Source organism: Nocardia sp. FBN12, assembly GCF_054031145.1.
Map to the genome: position 1 here is coordinate 6,386,085 of NZ_CM132926.1, position 16,656 is coordinate 6,402,740.

Annotated in this window: 13 protein-coding genes and 1 tRNA gene; 10 read left to right on the top strand and 4 right to left on the bottom strand. The window is 67.4% G+C overall.

Going from position 1 to position 16,656, the window contains the following annotated elements:
* Positions 1–245: 245 nt before the first annotated feature.
* From ACWZHB_RS30070 to ACWZHB_RS30105, 8 genes are all read left to right on the top strand, one after another.
* Entirely contained in the window at positions 246–452 is a 207-nt protein-coding gene (locus ACWZHB_RS30070; RefSeq protein ID WP_019044597.1) for a cold-shock protein, read from the top strand.
* A gap of 237 nt (positions 453–689) precedes the next feature.
* Positions 690–3,614: a type I DNA topoisomerase gene (gene topA / locus ACWZHB_RS30075; RefSeq protein ID WP_427905115.1), complete on the top strand. Its 2,925-nt coding sequence runs from the start codon at positions 690–692 to the stop codon at positions 3,612–3,614.
* Between the two features lie 65 nt (positions 3,615–3,679).
* A complete protein-coding gene (locus tag ACWZHB_RS30080; RefSeq protein ID WP_427905116.1) occupies positions 3,680–4,879 on the top strand; it encodes a DNA polymerase III subunit delta' in 1,200 nt (399 codons plus the stop codon).
* Positions 4,880–5,059: 180 nt separating this feature from the next.
* Positions 5,060–5,371, top strand: a complete 312-nt coding sequence (locus ACWZHB_RS30085; protein WP_427905117.1) for a hypothetical protein — start codon at positions 5,060–5,062, stop codon at positions 5,369–5,371.
* 110 nt (positions 5,372–5,481) lie between these two features.
* Positions 5,482–5,557 (top strand) — tRNA-Thr (locus tag ACWZHB_RS30090).
* Between the two features lie 142 nt (positions 5,558–5,699).
* Positions 5,700–6,350: an HIT family protein gene (locus tag ACWZHB_RS30095; protein ID WP_427905118.1), complete on the top strand. Its 651-nt coding sequence runs from the start codon at positions 5,700–5,702 to the stop codon at positions 6,348–6,350.
* A 322-nt stretch (positions 6,351–6,672) separates the two neighbouring features.
* A complete protein-coding gene (locus ACWZHB_RS30100; protein WP_427905119.1) occupies positions 6,673–7,254 on the top strand; it encodes an ArsR/SmtB family transcription factor in 582 nt (193 codons plus the stop codon).
* Positions 7,255–7,258: 4 nt separating this feature from the next.
* The gene (locus ACWZHB_RS30105; protein ID WP_427905120.1) at positions 7,259–8,611 is read left to right on the top strand and encodes an alpha/beta hydrolase family protein; all 1,353 of its coding nucleotides are present in this window, start codon (positions 7,259–7,261) and stop codon (positions 8,609–8,611) included.
* Positions 8,612–8,727: 116 nt separating this feature from the next.
* Here ACWZHB_RS30105 and ACWZHB_RS30110 read toward each other — a convergent pair whose 3' ends face one another.
* Entirely contained in the window at positions 8,728–9,816 is a 1,089-nt protein-coding gene (locus ACWZHB_RS30110; RefSeq protein ID WP_427905121.1) for an alpha/beta fold hydrolase, read from the bottom strand.
* Between the two features lie 227 nt (positions 9,817–10,043).
* On the opposite strand from ACWZHB_RS30110, the gene ACWZHB_RS30115 reads away from it, so the two are divergent.
* The gene (locus ACWZHB_RS30115; protein ID WP_427905122.1) at positions 10,044–10,520 is read left to right on the top strand and encodes a DUF2752 domain-containing protein; all 477 of its coding nucleotides are present in this window, start codon (positions 10,044–10,046) and stop codon (positions 10,518–10,520) included.
* Positions 10,521–10,558: 38 nt separating this feature from the next.
* The gene (locus ACWZHB_RS30120; RefSeq protein WP_427905123.1) at positions 10,559–10,744 is read left to right on the top strand and encodes a hypothetical protein; all 186 of its coding nucleotides are present in this window, start codon (positions 10,559–10,561) and stop codon (positions 10,742–10,744) included.
* Here ACWZHB_RS30120 and ACWZHB_RS30125 read toward each other — a convergent pair.
* From ACWZHB_RS30125 to ACWZHB_RS30135, 3 genes are all read right to left on the bottom strand, one after another.
* The gene (locus ACWZHB_RS30125; protein WP_427905124.1) at positions 10,729–12,084 is read right to left on the bottom strand and encodes a M1 family metallopeptidase; all 1,356 of its coding nucleotides are present in this window, start codon (positions 12,082–12,084) and stop codon (positions 10,729–10,731) included. The two genes, ACWZHB_RS30120 and ACWZHB_RS30125, sit on opposite strands and share 16 nt — an antisense overlap.
* Positions 12,084–15,995: a Pls/PosA family non-ribosomal peptide synthetase gene (locus tag ACWZHB_RS30130; RefSeq protein ID WP_427905125.1), complete on the bottom strand. Its 3,912-nt coding sequence runs from the start codon at positions 15,993–15,995 to the stop codon at positions 12,084–12,086. The genes ACWZHB_RS30125 and ACWZHB_RS30130 overlap by 1 nt, the downstream gene beginning before the upstream one ends.
* Positions 15,996–16,151: 156 nt before the next feature.
* The gene (locus ACWZHB_RS30135; protein ID WP_427905126.1) at positions 16,152–16,586 is read right to left on the bottom strand and encodes a MarR family winged helix-turn-helix transcriptional regulator; all 435 of its coding nucleotides are present in this window, start codon (positions 16,584–16,586) and stop codon (positions 16,152–16,154) included.
* Positions 16,587–16,656: the final 70 nt, after the last annotated feature.

The window sequence follows — 16,656 nt, forward strand, 5'->3', positions numbered from 1 at the left end:
CATGAATTTTGCAAATAGTCGGTAACTCGACTGTCGAATTGCGCAGAGACATGGTTCACTGGGTCTCGGTCGCAAGCTTCTGTGTTCGAGGGACGGATCCAAGGTCCAAACCATCAGCAGGATCGTTGTTGCGAACGCCGTGCTCAGGATTTCCTTGCAGGGGGACCAACAGTACAGCGGTCGGAACGGGCCCGGTGGACGAACCCAGTTGTCCGCCGTTTCCGGTAGAAAGAGAAGGAAACAGAATGGCACAGGGAACTGTGAAGTGGTTCAACGCGGAGAAGGGGTTCGGCTTCATCGCGCCCGAGGACGGCTCCGCTGACGTCTTCGTCCACTACTCGGAGATCCAGGGCACGGGCTTCCGTACCCTCGAGGAAAACCAGAAGGTCGAGTTCGAGGTCGGCCAGGGCACCAAGGGCCCGCAGGCCACCGGCGTTCGCGCGCTCTCCTGAGCTGCGAAACACAACAACGTCTCGTCCCCCTCCTCCGCATGCGGAGGAGGGGGACGAGCCATTTCCGGGTAGCATCGCCCAGGACAGCGCCCGCGACGTGAAACGCCGCAAATGCCTCTACCCCACGTGCGCAGGGTATAAACGTCACTGGTGGCGATGTCCGAACGTCGTCATCTGCCCCAGCCGCGCACCGAGCGGACCTCCCGACGCGCGGATCTAGAAGGAAGGTGTTCGCCGGTGGCAACACGAGACCGCAGTTCAGCCGACCAGGGCCGACCCCTGCGTCGTCTCGTGATCGTCGAGTCACCGACCAAGGCCCGCAAGATCGCGCCCTACCTGGGGCGCAACTACACGGTCGAGGCCTCGGTGGGCCACATCCGCGACTTGCCGCGCGGCGCCGCCGACGTGCCCGCCAAATACAAGGGGCAGCCGTGGGCGCGCCTCGGTGTCGACGTCGATCACGACTTCGAGCCGATCTACGTGGTGAACCCGGATAAGAAGGCCAAGGTCGCCGAGCTCAAGAGCTTGCTGGCCGACGCCGACGAGCTCTACCTCGCCACCGACCCCGACCGTGAGGGCGAGGCCATCGCCTGGCACCTGCTCGAAACGCTCAAGCCGAAGGTCCCGGTTCGCCGGATGGTCTTCCACGAGATCACCGAGCCCGCCATCCTCGCGGCCGCCGCCGACACGCGCGAACTCGACAACGATTTGGTCGACGCGCAGGAAACCCGCCGCATCCTGGACCGCCTCTACGGCTACGAAGTGTCTCCGGTGCTGTGGAAGAAGGTCATGCCGCGGCTGTCCGCCGGTCGCGTGCAGTCCGTCGCCACCCGCGTGATCGTGCAGCGCGAGCGCGAGCGCATCGCGTTCCGCTCCGCCGGGTACTGGGATATCGCCGCCAAGCTCGACGCCGGGCCCGACGAGAAGTCCGATTCGACCAACCCGCGCACGTTCGGCGCACGCCTGGTCCAGGTGCAGGGCGACCGCGTCGCCTCCGGTCGCGACTTCGGTTCCGACGGTCAGCTCAAGTCGACCACCGGTGTCGTCGTCCTCGACGAGGCCTACGCCCGCAGGCTGGCCGAGGCGCTCGACGGTGCCGCGCTCGAGGTCAGCTCGGCCGAGGCCAAGCCGTACACGCGCAAGCCGTATCCGCCGTTCATGACCTCCACGTTGCAGCAGGAAGCGGGCCGCAAGCTGCGGTTCACCTCCGAGCGCACGATGCGGGTCGCGCAGCGGCTGTACGAAAACGGCTACATCACCTACATGCGTACCGACTCGACGACGCTGTCGGAGTCGGCGATCGCGGCGGCTCGCTCGCAGGCGACCCAGCTCTACGGCGCGGAGTACGTCTCGCCTTCGCCGCGCCAGTACACCCGCAAGGTGAAGAACGCGCAGGAGGCACACGAGGCGATCCGTCCCTCGGGTGACACCTTCATGACGCCAGGTCAGCTGGCCTCGAAGGTCGACAACGACGAGTTCAAGCTCTACGAGATGATCTGGCAGCGCACGGTCGCCTCGCAGATGGTCGACGCGCGCGGAACCACGCTGACCCTGCGCATCACCGGCACCGCGCGCACCGGCGAGGAGTGCGTGTTCTCGGCCTCGGGCCGCACCATCACCTTCGCCGGGTTCCTCAAGGCCTACGTCGAGAGCGTGGACGAAGAGGCGGGCGGCCAGTCCGACGACGCCGAATCCCGTTTGCCCGCACTGGAAGAGGGCCAGAGCGTCACCGCCGTCGAGCTGAACCCTGACGGCCACAGCACCAACCCGCCCGCCCGCTACACCGAAGCCTCGCTGATCAAGACGCTGGAAGACCTCGGCATCGGCCGACCGTCGACCTACTCCTCGATCATCAAGACGATCCTCGATCGCGGGTACGTCTACAAGCGCGGCAGCGCGCTGGCCCCGGCCTGGGTGGCGTTCGCGGTGGTCGGTCTGCTCGAGGCCTACTTCGGCCGGCTCGTCGACTTCGACTTCACCGCCGCGATGGAGGACGACCTCGACGCGATCGCCGGTGGCCGCGAGCAGCGCGGAAACTGGTTGTCCAGCTTCTACTTCGGTGGCGAGGCCGGTGCCGAGGGTTCGGTCGCGCGTTCGGGTGGCCTCAAGAAGATGGTCTCCGTGCAGCTCGACGATATCGACGCGCGCGAAGTGAACTCGATCAAGATGTTCGTCGACGAAGAGGGCCGCGATGTCGTGGTCCGCGTCGGCCGCTTCGGCCCGTATCTCGAGCGGATGGTCATCAATCCCGATGACCCCGAAGGGGATCGGATCTCGCAGCGGGCCAACCTGCCCGACGATCTGCCCCCCGACGAGCTGACACCCGAGGTCGCCGAGAAGCTGTTCTCGACGCCGCAGGAAGGCCGTTCGCTCGGCGTCGACCCGGTATCGGGGCACGAAATCGTCGCCAAGGAAGGACGTTTCGGCCCGTACGTCACCGAGGTGCTGCCGGAACCGCCCGCGCCCGACCCGGACGCGGCGCCCGCGAAGAAGACGAAGAAGGCCGCGGAGGTCAAGCCGCGCACCGGTTCGCTGTTCAAGTCGATGGACTTGGCCGAGATCACCCTCGACGATGCGTTGATGCTGCTCTCGCTGCCCCGCGTGGTCGGCAACGATCCCACCTCGGGTGAGGAGATCACGGCGCAGAACGGTCGCTACGGCCCATACCTGAAGAAGGGCACCGACTCTCGTTCGCTGGCGACCGAGGATCAGCTGTTCTCGGTCACCCTCGAGGAGGCGCTGAAGCTCTACGCCGAGCCGAAGCGGCGCGGGCGTCAGGCCTCGGCCGCGGCACCGCTGCGTGAGCTGGGCAACGACTCCGCCACCGACAAGCCGATGGTGATCAAGGACGGTCGTTTCGGTCCCTACGTCACTGATGGCGAGACCAACGCGAGCCTGCGCAAGGGCGACGAGGTCGAGTCGATCACCGACGAGCGCGCTTCCGAACTGCTGGCTGATCGCCGGGCGCGTGGGCCGGTGAAGAAGGCTGCCAAGAAGACGACCGCGAAGAAGGCGGCCAAGAAGGCGCTTGCCAAGAAGGCCGCGGCGAAGTCGACCGCGACCAAGACGGCCACGAAGACCGCGGCCAAGAAGTCGACCGCGAAGAAGACGGCTGCCAAGAAGGCTCCGGCCAAGAAGGCCGCCGGCTCAGCGGAGGACTGATCGGAGTGGCCGCGACGGGCTGGCGTCCGGCGACCCTGTCGGACCACGCGGCTAGGGTGTAGCGCGTGGCAGGTGTCTTCGACCGACTGGTCGGCCAGGACGTGGTCGAGACCGAACTGGCCGCTGCCGCGAAGGCGGCGCGGGCGGGTGTGGTCACCGGGGCGATGACGCATTCGTGGTTGTTCACGGGGCCGCCCGGTTCCGGGCGATCGGTAGCCGCGCTGTGTTTCGCCGCGGCGCTGCAATGCACCGATCCCGATACGGTCGGCTGCGGTACGTGCCACGCCTGCACCACCACGATGGCGGGCACCCACGGTGACGTGCGGCGCATCATCCCCGAAGGTCTGAGCATCAGCACCAAGGAGATGCGGGCGATCGTGCAGATCGCGGCTCGTCGCCCGAGTACCGGCCGCTGGCAGGTCGTGGTCGTCGAAGACGCCGATCGCCTCACCGAGGGCGCGGCCAATGCTTTGCTCAAAGTGGTCGAAGAGCCGCCGGACCGCACCGTCTTCCTGCTGTGCGCGCCCACCGTCGACCCCGAGGACATCTCCGTCACCCTGCGCTCCCGCTGCAGACACGTCCACCTGGTGACTCCGACCGTCCCCGCCATCGCCCAGGTGCTGCGCGACCGCGACCAACTCGACGCGAAAACCGCCGACTGGGCGGCTTCGGTGAGTGGCGGCCACGTCGGCCGGGCCCGCCGCCTCGCCACCGACGAAGACGCCCGCCAACGACGCCGGCGTGCCCTCGCCCTGGTCACCGCGACCGAACGCCCCGGCGCCGCCTACGCAGCCGCCGACGAACTGGTGAAGTCCGCCGACGACGAAGCCAAACTGATGAGTGCCGACCGCGACGACCGCGAACGCGATGAGCTCGCCACCGCCCTCGGCGCGGGTGGCACCGGCAAGGGAGCCGCCTCCGCCACCCGCGGTTCGGCAGGTGTCCTCAAAGACCTCGAACGCCGCCAGAAATCCCGCGCCACCCGCACCGGCCGCGACGCACTCGACCGCGCCCTCATCGACATCGCGGGCATGTACCGAGACGCCCTTGCCATGCGCTTCGCGGGCCGGGGCGCCCCCATCACCCTCACCCACCCCGACATGGCCGGCGAGATCACCGACCTCGCCACCAGCGTCCGCCCCGAAGGCCTCCTCCGCAGCATCGACGCCGTCCTGGCCTGCCGCGAAGCCCTCGACCTCAACGTCAAACCCCGCTTCGCCATCGCCGCCATGGTCGCCACCCTCATCACCGCCCGCACCACCTGACCACCCGTTGCGGGCGGCTCGCCGCACTACCAAAACTATGCTGCTCCAACTCATTTGACAGACGGCTGCCGATTCTGTCGGACCTTCAGGTCATACTTTTGGCATGGGAAATGGGGCGGTGCGGGGGATCGGTCGCGGGGAACGCTTCCCGGGTGGGGACTACGTAGGCGGGCCGAGCTGGTGAGCAGACGCAAGGCCAGGCCGGGGCGCTACCGGTCGCTGCACGTCGCGGGCTATCGCAGCGCGTCACACATGCCGATCATGTGGGTCTTCGCTGCACTGGTGGGCGGGGTATTACTCCTGCTGATAGTGCTGACCATCGCCAATGTGGCGTCCGCCGACCATGCCGATACGCCGACCGGCACCACCGTGATGCAGCCGCAGCCGTCCGCCACCGCACCCGCTGCGGTGTCATCGCCACCCGCGCCGCCCCCACCGCCGCCCGCGCCGCCCCCAGCGCAACCGTGCTACCCGTTCCAATCCGCCTGCTGACCGCTGACCGGGCAGGCATTGAGACAACAGCCTGCTCCGAGCGCCCCGCGATGACCTGCTGTTTTCGCGTTCTGACCCGGAGGCGATAGACTCGCACCGCCGAAAGGTACGCCGCCTTAGCTCAGTCGGTAGAGCGCTTCACTCGTAATGAAAAGGTCGGGGGTTCGATTCCCCCAGGCGGCTCCAGCTCAGAGGTCCTTCCCGGTTCGCCGGGGAGGGCCTCTGTTCGTTCAGCGTGCTGACGATGTGACAGCTTCCCACCCAGCGCAGGACCGATGCCGGTCAGCGGGAAGACGCGAGCGTGCATAGGATGGCCGCATAGTGGGGAATGTTGTCGATCGAAGCTCCGACGAGGCCATTCGGCGCGCGATCGTATCGGATGGGGGCGGTAGCTGTGGAGCCACAGAGCGCATCGGCACAGGACTCTGGAAAACGCAGTGCCAACACCTCATTCGGCAGGCAGACCGGGACGATCGATGCCAACGCCTACATGGACCAACTCCAGGCGGACAACGCCGCCGGTCGGTGCTTCATCTGTGAACTGGCCGACGAGCACTCGACTCGTGAGCGCGAAACCGTCGTCTATCGTGACGAACATTGCGTCGTATTCTTTCCGCCCTGGCCTCGCCTCTACGCTTACTGTCTGCTTGCACCTCGACGCCACGCGACGAACGTAGTGTCGGACTTCACCGAGGACGACTACCTCGCATTGCAACTGCGCGTCCATCGCCTCGGTCGGGTCCTCGCCGAGATCACGCCCACCGAACGCTTGTATGTATTCAGCTTTGGCAGCATGCAGGGCGTCGCGCATGTTCACTGGCATCTAGCGCCGCTCCCGCCGGGGACGCCCTTTCGCGAACAGCAACTCGCCGCAGTCGGCAAGCTCGAGTACCTCGTCATGGCAAAGGCCGAACTCGATGAACTGGCAGAGAAGGTCGGAGCCGGAATGACCGCTCTCGCAGAACAAGAACGCGACTGATCGAGTGTCCGTCGACAGCGTCATGGCATGTTTCTGGTAGGCGCCCTGGCTGTATCTACGAACTTGTCCTGGCACCGACTGTCATCAGTCGACTAGTTGTCTTACTTGTGAATTCATTCGACCGGGCGGCCGCTGCGGCCTAACGATCCGTTTGGATCTTCTTGGTGCTCGCAGTGCGTTGGCGGCGTCAGCGGCCGTAGAGGAGATTCCAGACCGTTGCGTGTTCGTGGGCGAGGTCGATGGGGTGCCGTCGATGATGTCACGTCACCATGTTGCATAAAGTTCTTTGCACAGATGTCTGTGCAAAAGGTAGCGTGCAACTATGGCAGACGAGGTACCGCCCAGAGAGATCACTGATCCCGCGGCGCTGCGGGCGCTGGCGCATCCCCTGCGTCAGCGCATCCTGCGGGTGCTCGCCGAGAACGGGCCTGCGACGGCGACGGCGTTGGGCGCCAGGCTGGGGGAGAACACGGGGGCGACCAGTTATCACCTGCGTCAGCTCGCCGAGCACGGGTTCATCGAGGAGGCGCCCGAGCTGGCCAAGGGTAAGGAGCGGTGGTGGCGTTCGCCGCCGAAGGATCTGCGCTATCGGCTGGACAAGGGTCAGTCGCCGGAGATGCGGGAGCTGCTGGAAGGGCTTGTTGCGCAGCACATCACCGACGATATCGACATGTTCCAGCGGTTTCGGGACGAACGCGATCAGCTCGGCGAATGGGGCGATGTGATGCCGTTCTCCCGGGGGGCGATCTACGCGACACGGGAGGAGCTCGAGGCCTTCTGCGAGGACTACCTCACGCTCCTCAAACGATTCCAAGCCACCCACGCCGAGGACAGGCCGGGTGCGCGCCGCGTGCTGACCCGGTTCATCGCCTTCCCGGCACCAGGAATGAACGACAGCGAGTAGATCGATGCTTCTTCGAATTGCCTTGTTCGCCGGCGTGCTCGCCGCCACGGTAGCGGGCGCTCCGCTCGCACAGGCGGACGACATCGCCACCACCGACATCACCGTCACCCGCTCCGACGCGACGACAACCAACGGGACGATCCACGCCCCGGCGGGTGCGACCGGTCGACCCGGCGTAGTGCTCGTGCACGGATCGGGCACGGCCAAGAGCCCGCAATACGCCCAAGTGGCAACAGCTTTGGCGCGCCAAGGCATCGTCGCGCTGCGTTACGACAAGCGCACCGAGGGCTATACCCCCGCCCACCGCGACTTCTCCCTGCTCGCCGACGACGCACTCGCCGGGGTTGCGGCACTGCGGAATCGGCCGGAGGTCGACCCCGCGAAGGTCGGGATCTGGGGACTGTCGGAGGGCGGCTGGGTCGCGCCGCTGGCTGTGTCGCGGTCGGCCGATGTCGCGTTCCTGATCACGATCGGCGCCAACTCCGGCGCACCGGCCGCGCAGCAGACCTGGGCCAACGAAACCAGGTTCGAGGCCGCGGGCGTGCGTGGCTCGATGGTCGATGTGCTGGGGCGCAACGGAATCCGTGTGATGGCGGGTGCGGGCCTGTTTGCCCAGGCTGACTACGATCCACTGCCCGTCCTGGCCGGGATCGAGCAGCCGGTGCTCGGTATCTGGGGTGAGCAGGACCGGCTGACCCCACCGGGCGACAGCCTGCGCGGCTTCCAGGAAGTCTTCGACCGCGCGGGAAAGACGAACTACACGCTGCGGACCCTGCCGAACGCTCAGCACGGTGGCTTCACCACGACCGACGGTTTCGATAAGGGCGAGGAGTTGGCACCCGGTTATGCCCAGCTCATGGGCGACTGGGTGAAGGGTCTGCCAGGAACAGCCACCGCAGACGCGGATCTACCGGCCGCACAAGGACATTCCGTGACGCCGCTGACGCCGCTGAAGTGGTGGGAATCCCCGACGGCGCAGCTCGCCCTGCTCTCGGCGACCGTGCTGGCGCTGCTCGGCTACGCACTGACCGGCTTCGTCCGGGCATGGCGCCTCCCCACCGTGGCACCCGCGCGAATCCTGTTGGCGGCGGCGGGAATCAGTATTGTCGGCGCGATCGCCCAGCTGCTTTACGTCGCGTCCTCGCGGGCTACGGAGTTCGGTCCGCTGGTCTTCGGTCGCACCCTGCCATGGGCGGCGTTGCAGGTGATCGCCGCTGGTGCGGTGGTCGCGCTGGTCTTCGTCATCGTCCGCCGTCCTCGGGAAGGCGTGGGTGCGCGTATCCGATGGGCCATGATCGTTTGTGCCGGAATCGGATTCACGCTGTGGGCGCTGTACTGGGGCCTGCTCAGACCCTGACTACGAGACTCAGACCCGGACAACGAGTAAGGCCCCCGATCGGGAGATCGGGGGCCTCGGCTCGAGTTACCCCTGAGCCGATCGCCGTTGATCGGTCTCAGGAGAACTGACTCGGGTCAGCGGGCAGCGACGTTGCGGCGGGTGGCCCGAGAGTTCAAGGAGTTACGCAGCACCTGGTGCAGCACCGCATCGAAGGCCTCGGTGTCTTCGATATTGCCGAGGTGGCCGTGCGGCAGCACGTGGAAATCGGCCAGATGCCCGGTGCGGCGCAGGGTGTCGACGATCGGGCGCGAAAGACGCTGCGGAAGCAGTCGGTCTCGGGCACCGGCGATCACGGTGGTCGGCACGTTCAGGTTGGCGGTGCCCGCCGACAGATCCATGTCGGCCATGGCGGCGGCGTGGCGCCCCCGTGCGACCGGACGGCAGGAGCGGATGATGCCCATCGCGAAGTCGACCTCGTCGGCGGTGGCCTCGGGGGTGAGAATGCGGCTGCGGAGCACCTGCTGGGTGAGCCAGCCGCCGGGGATCGGCAGCGGCGCGAACAGCAGCGACTCGCTGACCGGCTGCGGCATCCGCACCGGCGCGCCGAGCAGGGTGACCGGGTACTGCGCGACGATGAGCTGCTTGTTCAGCATCGGCAGCATGTCGGTTTCCGAGCGGATCGCGGCATTGGCGGTGTTGGCGAGCAGCACCGCGGACGCGCGCCGCGACACCTGCTCGGGATGGTGCTTGGCCCAGGCCTGAATGGTGAGCCCGCCCATGCTGTGCCCGGCCAGGACGGCCTTCTCATCCCCACGCAGCGTCGCGTCGAGCACGGCGGACAGGTCGTCGGCCAGCGTGTGTTCGCTGGGGGCGGCGGTGCCGAGGGTCGATTCGCCGTGGCCGCGCTGGTCGTAGCTGACCACGCGGTACTCGCCGGCGAAGGCGTTGATCTGCGGGTTCCAGTATTCGATACTGCAGGCCCAGCCATGGATCAGGACCAGGGTGGGGGCGGTATCCGGGCCGTAGACGTGGACCCGGAGCTGTGCGCCGTCCGCGGTGGTCACCGGGACGACCCGGCGCTCGGCGGTGGGGGCGTTGAGTTTCGCGGTCGCGAAACTGCGGCTCCGCAGCCCGGCACGGAACTGTGCGGTCAGTGCGCCGGTCTCGAGGTGAGAGACCATGGATCGCGCTGCCGCGAACGTCATCATCGACTTCGCAAGCATTGTCGGCACTCCTTTGTGTCGTAGGCCACCGTACAGTGCAAGCCGGGGTGCTAGCTAGTGTTAGCGGGTCACAGTGTCCCACTTGTTGTGAACTGGGTCACCGGACGCGCTGACATTGTGAAATCGCCAGAATTCGACGAAAAATTACACCCACCGGACACGATTCGGCTTCGATCCCCACCAGGCGCGTGCTGGCGGTGGCGATCGGGCGCCGCTACCGTAGGGGAGTGGACAACGCGCACGTCACGGCCGGAATTATCGCCGCAGGCCCGAATCAGCAGCCCGCACCCGATGTCGCGCGTCCGACCTGGCGGCGGCTCACGCCCCCGCTGATCGCCGCCGGTCTCGGCATCGGCACGCTGGCCCTGCTGCATTTCCGCGATCCGCACGTCGAGGGTTCCTACGGCCTGTGCCCGGTCTACGCGCTGTTCGGGGTGTACTGCCCCGGCTGCGGTGGGATGCGCGCGATGCACAACCTCACCGACGGCAACATCGTCGACTCACTGCACAGCAATCTGCTCGCCGTGCCACTGACCCTCGCCTTCGCCGTCTTCGTGATCGACTGGCTCCGGCGTGCCCGCCGCGGACAACGCTGGCGGATGCCCAGCATCAGCCCGGTGATCGTGTGGTCGTTCTTCGGCCTGCTCGCCGTCTATACCGTGCTCCGCAACACGCCGTGGGGAACGTGGCTCACCCCCGTCTGACGCTGGTTCGCGGGCCGATTACCGGGCAACCTGGAGATATGGGCGATTCACTGAAAGACCGGGTCCGGCAGAAATTGCAACGCCAGCTCGCCGAGGACGGCCCCGACCCCGAGCGCGACGACGCCAGGACCATCTCGGTGGCCGACGACCTCGAGGCGCTCGAGATGGTGCCTGCCGACGATCCGCTCATCGAGGAATTGGCCCAGCGCTACCTGGTGTTCTGATGCGCCTGTCCGCCCAGCGGCGGAAGTTGCGGCAGCGGCTTGGTGCCCAGCCAGATCGCGAACAGTCCACGCAGCGGCGCCACGCTGTAGTGACCGGCCAGATCGACGAATTCCTCGGTGGTGACAGAGGACTGCCGATACCGCTCGGTCCATTCCCTGATCAGTTCGAAGAACAGGTGATCGCGTAGTTCCAGCCGCAGCGCGTGCAAGGTGAGCGCCCCACGTTTGTAGACCCGGTCGTCGAACATGTCCCGTGGTCCGGGATCGCCGACGACGATGTCCTGCGGCTGACGCGCCAGGTTCGCGCGCGCGGCCCGCGCCAGCTGATCCGCGGTCGCCCCGCCGGACGCCTCCGACCAGATCCATTCCGCGTAACAGGCGAAGCCTTCGTGCAGCCAGATATCGCGCCACTGCTTCAGCGTCAGGCTGTTGCCGAACCACTGATGCGCGAGTTCGTGGGCGACAAGGCGTTCCGAGCCGCGCTTGCCGTCGCAATGGTTGGCACCGAAGATCGAGATGCCCTGCGCCTCGATCGGGATGTCGAGTTCGTCGTCGGTGACGACCACGGTGTAGTCGTCGAACGGGTACGGCCCGAACTTCTCGGTGAACAGCGCCATCATCTCCGGCTGACGCGCGAAGTCGTGGTCGAAGTTCACCCGCAATCGCGGCGGGATGACGGCGTGCATCGGCACCGGTTCGCCGACGGCGCCGACCCGGTACTTGCGGTAGTTGCCGATCTGGACCGTCGCCAGATAGCTCGCCATCGGTTCGGCCATCTCGTACACCCAGGTGGTCTGGCTGGCCTTGGCCTGCTTGCCGACCAGGGCGCCATTGGCCACCGCGTAGAACGGGCTGTCGGTGGTGATCGAAATCCGGTAGGACGCTTTGGAACTCGGGTGGTCGTCGCACGGGAACCAGGAGGCGGCGCCGTTGGGCTGACTCGCCACCAGCGCGCCCTCGGTGAGCTCTTCCCAGCCGACCTCGCCCCACGGTCCGCGCACCGGTTTCGGAGTGCCCGCGTAGTGGACGGTGATCTCGAGGACGCCACCCGCGGGGATCTTCTGCTGCGGTGTGACCGCGAGCTTGCCCTGCTGATGGACGAACTTCGCCGCCTTCGACCCGTTGACGAGCACCTTCGACACCGTCAGCGCCTGCGAAAGATCGAGGGTGAACCACGCGCGCACCGTGGTGGTGACCGCGATGACCACCACGCGTCCGGCGAGCCGGTTGCTGGCCGGTTTGTAGCTCAGCTCCAGCTCGTAGCGCGACACGCGGTAGCCGCGATTGCCGTTCTGCGGCAGGTAGTTATCGATGGGGTCCTCGTAGAACTTGCTCCGCATCAGGCGGCTCCGCGCTGCCTCGACTCCCGCGTCGAGGCGGGACCGGTCCAGGGCGAGATGGGGTTGCCCCACCAGCGAGTCGACGGGGGAACCACGTCACCGCGCATCACGAGCGAGGCCGGTCCGATGGTGGCGCCCGCGCCGATGTGCGCGGCGGGCAGGGCGACGCAGTGCGGGCCGAGGGTGGCGCCCGCGTCGAGTGTCACCGTGTCCATGGACATGATGCGGTCGTGGAACAGGTGCGTTTGCACCACGCAGCCGCGCTCCACGGTCGCGCCGTCACCGAGTGTCACCAGGTCCGCCTCCGGTAGCCAATAGGACTCGCACCATACCCCGCGACCGATCTTGGCCCCGAGTCCACGTAGCCACAGATTCATCACCGGAGTACCCGTCGCGGCACGCGCGAACCATGGCGCCGCGACGGTTTCGACGAAGGCGTCGGAGACCTCGTTGCGCCACACGAACGAGCTCCACAGCGGGTACTCCACCGCGCGAATGCGCCCGACGATCAACCACTTGGCGGCCACCGCGATGATGCCGGCGAGCGCACCGGCGACCATCAGTACCAGACCCGAAACAAGCGCTGCGACAAGGTAATCGGTGTGCCGGGCGATCAGCGCCAGCACGAGCAGCACACCGAGGCCGATGGCGAAGGTGACCATCACCGGGATCAATCGGCAGGTCTCCACGAACGCGCGCGCCAGCTTCAACCGCAGCGGTGGATCGAATGTGCGTGAGGTGTCGCTGGATTCGGTCGCGCGACGCAGCCGCACCGGCGGGCTGCCCAGCCAGGACGAACCCGCCTTGGCCTTGTTCGGCGCGGCCGAGAGCACCGCGACCAGACCGTTCTTGGGGACACGCCGGCCGGGCGCGGTCATGCCCGAATTGCCGAGGAAGGCGCGCTTGCCGACCTTGGATTCGCCGATCCGCAGCCAGCCGCCGCCGAGTTCGTAGCTGCCGATCATGGTGTCGTCGGCCAGGAACGCGCCGTCGGAGATCACGGTGAACTTGGGCAGCATCAGCACGGTCGACGCCTCGACGTTCTTGCCGATCTTCGCGCCGAGCAGCCGTAGCCACACCGGCGTGAGCAGACTGGCGTAGAGCGGGAACAGGAAGGTGCGCGCGGAGTCGAGCAGGCGTTCGGTGGCCCACACCTGCCAGCCGGTCCGGCTGCGCACAGGGTGATAGCCCTCGCGCAGGCCGATACTCAGCAGGCGCACCGCGAGCACGGTGGCCACGGCGTACACGCCGAGACTGAGCAGGGTGGCCAGCGGCAGGATGGCGAAACCGCGCACGGCGGCGGCGCCGATGGTGGTCTCCTCGCGGACCCACCAGGCGATGAAGGTGCCGCCGACGGCCAGGCCGAACACGGGCATCGCGGCCAGCACCATCGAGGACAGACCGAACACGATCAGCCAGTGCCGCGCGCGTTCGGGAGCGTGGTCGGGCCAGCGGTGCTGCGACTTGCCGGTCTTGGCGGCAGGCGAGCCCGCCCATTCCTGTTCGCCCTTGACCTTGCCCGACACGGCCGAACCGGGGGCGATCTCGGCCTTCTTACCGATCTTGCTGCCGGGCAACAGGATCGAGCGGGCGCCGATCACCGCGCCGTCACCGATGGTGATGCCGCCGATGTGCACGATGTCGCCGTCGACCCAGTAGCCGGACAGGTCGACTTCGGGTTCCACGCTGGCGCCGTCGCCGAGTTCGAGCATGCCGGTGACCGGGGGCAGGCTGTGCAGGTCGACGCCCTTGCCGATCTTGGCGCCGAGCGCGCGGGCGAACGGGACCATCAGTGGTGCGCCGGACAGGCTTTCGGCGCCGCTGGCCTCGGACAGCCGGACGGCTGCCCACAGCCTCAGGTGCACCGCCGAGCCGCGCGGATAGGAACCGGGGCGAAGTCCGGCGAGCAGGATTCTGGCGCCGACCACGCAGGTCGTCATCCGGCCGATCGGCGAGATGAACAGCACGAACGCCAGCAGAATCCACCACCACGACAGGCGCGGCAGCCACGGTAGCGAGCCCGACCAGCCCGCGATGCCGGAGACCACGGTCAGCCAGGTGACCCACTGCAATCCGGTGAGGGTGGTCAGCGGAATCGTGGCGAGTACCTGAGTGATCTGCGCGCGTAACGGCGTCGGCCGCACTACCCGCACGTCGACGGCCGCGACCGGTGCGCTGCCGTCGAGGAGTTCGACCAGCGAGCCGAGACGCGGGTGCTCGTAGAGATCGGCGACGGTGACGTGCGGGTACCGCTCACGCAACGCGCCGACCAGCTGTGCCGCCGACAGCGAGCCGCCGCCCAGATCGAAGAATTCCGCGTCGAGATCGGTGGGTTGGGCGCCGAGGATCGCGTCCCACAGGCTCGCCACCCATGCCGCGGTGCCCGACAGTCCTGTCTCGGCCGGTTCGTCGGTCGAGGGCAGTGGCCATGGCAGCGCGTCGCGGTCGACCTTGCCGGAGGTGCGGGTCGGCAGGTCCGCGACCACCGCAAGGCGCGGTACCAGCGGAGCCGGAAGTTGTTCGGCCAGGATCTCTCTGGCCTTCTTCACGTCGAAGTCGGGACCGGCGCCGGTGAGGTAGCCGACGAGAATCTTGTTGCCCGCCTTGGTGGTTCGAATCGCGGCAGCCGCACCGCTGACGCCCGGCAGGTGCTGGAGCGCGTTGTCGAGCTCGCCGAGCTCGATGCGCCGGCCGCCGATCTTGATCTGGTCGTCGGCGCGGCCGAGGAAGATCAGGCCATCGCGGTCGTTGCGCACCAAATCGCCACTGCGATAAGCGCGTTCCCACCCGAGCGAGGGCAGCGGTGCGTACTTCTCCGCGTCCTTTGCGGGATCGAGGTAGCGTGCCAGGCCGACGCCACCGATCACGAGTTCGCCGGTTTCGCCTGTGCCCACCGGGTTGCCCTGCGGGTCGACGACGGTGAGGTCCCAGCCGTCGAGCGGCAGGCCGATGCGCACGGGCATCTCGCCGGTGAGCAGGGCCGCGCACGCGACGACCGTCGCCTCGGTGGGGCCGTAGGTGTTCCACACTTCGCGGTCGGCGCCCGCTAATCGTTCGGCCAGCTCCGGCGGTACCGCTTCGCCGCCGAAGATCAACAGCCGCACCGATTCCAGCGCTTCGGCGGGCCAGGTCGCGGCCAGCGTCGGCACCGTGGAGACGATGCTGATCTCGCGGCGCATCAGCCAGGGGCCGAGGTCGGCGCCGGTGCGCACCAGGTCGCGCGGGGCGGGGACCAGGCAGGCGCCGTTGCGCCAGGCCAGCCACATTTCCTCGCAGGAGGCGTCGAAGGCCACCGACAGGCCGGCCAGTACGCGGTCGCCGGGGCCGATGGGCGCCTTCTGGAGGAACAGGCGTGCCTCGGCGTCGACGAAGGCGGCGGCGTTGCGATGCGAGACCGCAACACCTTTGGGAGTGCCGGTGGAGCCGGAGGTGAAGATGATCCAGGCGTCGTCGGCGGGGGTGGGCAGGGTGTTCCAGTCGTGTTCGCCTTCGGCAGTGGTGGCCGACTCGATGCCGTCGGCGGTGGCGATCGCGCTCACCCTGGCCTCGCCGAAGACGAGCTTGGCGCGTTCCTCTGGGTCGTCGGCGTCGACGGGGACGTAGGCGGCGCCGCAGTAGAGCACGGCCAGAATCGTCACGTACAGCGCGGCGGAGCCCGACGGCATCCGCACGCCTACCCGGTCGCCCGGCCGCACGCCCGCCTCGGTGAGTTCGGCCATCCTGGCCTCGATCGTGGCGATCAGTTCCAGGTAGCTGAGCACGACGGTGCCGTCGTCGATGGCCGGTGCGTCGGGGTGGGCGAGGGCGGTGCTGGTCAGGATGTCGACCAGGGTGCGCGGCGGCGCGGCGAGATCCGCGCGCAGCAACGGATCGCGCAGGACCGCCGGTACCTCAGTGTGTGGCTCGAGCATCGTGCTCAGTCCACCTCTCATCGGTTGACCCCCATCGGTGGTGTCTGTTGTTTCATGAGCGGGTTACCGGAGGGCAAACAGGATGGTCACCAGATGCCAACGGTACTCGGTGCGGGTGTTGCCGGGCGGCAGCGAACGGCGTGCCGTCCGCGCTGTTCACGACGGCGATTCCGGCAGTTCGCCCAGCGCCGTGACCGCGAGCCGGTGCAGCGTTCGCTGTTCGTCTTCGGTGAGGCTGCTCAGCACGCGCGCGGTGGCCTCGGCGATCAGCTTGTCGGTGCGTTTGCACTGCTTGCGCCCTGCTTCGGTGATCCGCAGCCGGTATTTGCGGCGATCCTTGCCGTCGCGGGTGCGCTCTACCAGGTCGGCCCGTTCCAGCGCGTCGATCAGGCGGACGACTTCACTGCGGTCGATACCGAGCGCGTCGCCCACTTTCTTCTGCGTCAGGTCGGCGTTCTCCGAGATGAAGGTGAGTACCCAGTGATCGCGCAAGGGGACGTCGATCTCGGCGTGCAGGGCCTTGGTGAGCCGTCCGAGCGCGTACACCGGGTAGCGCGGCAGGCCGCGGACGGAGTTCGTGTTCGTGGACATGAGAGGGAACTCTAGCAAATAGTGGAGGAGCCCAATCATCTCGGGTGTCCATCATGGGGTGCGTAGATGG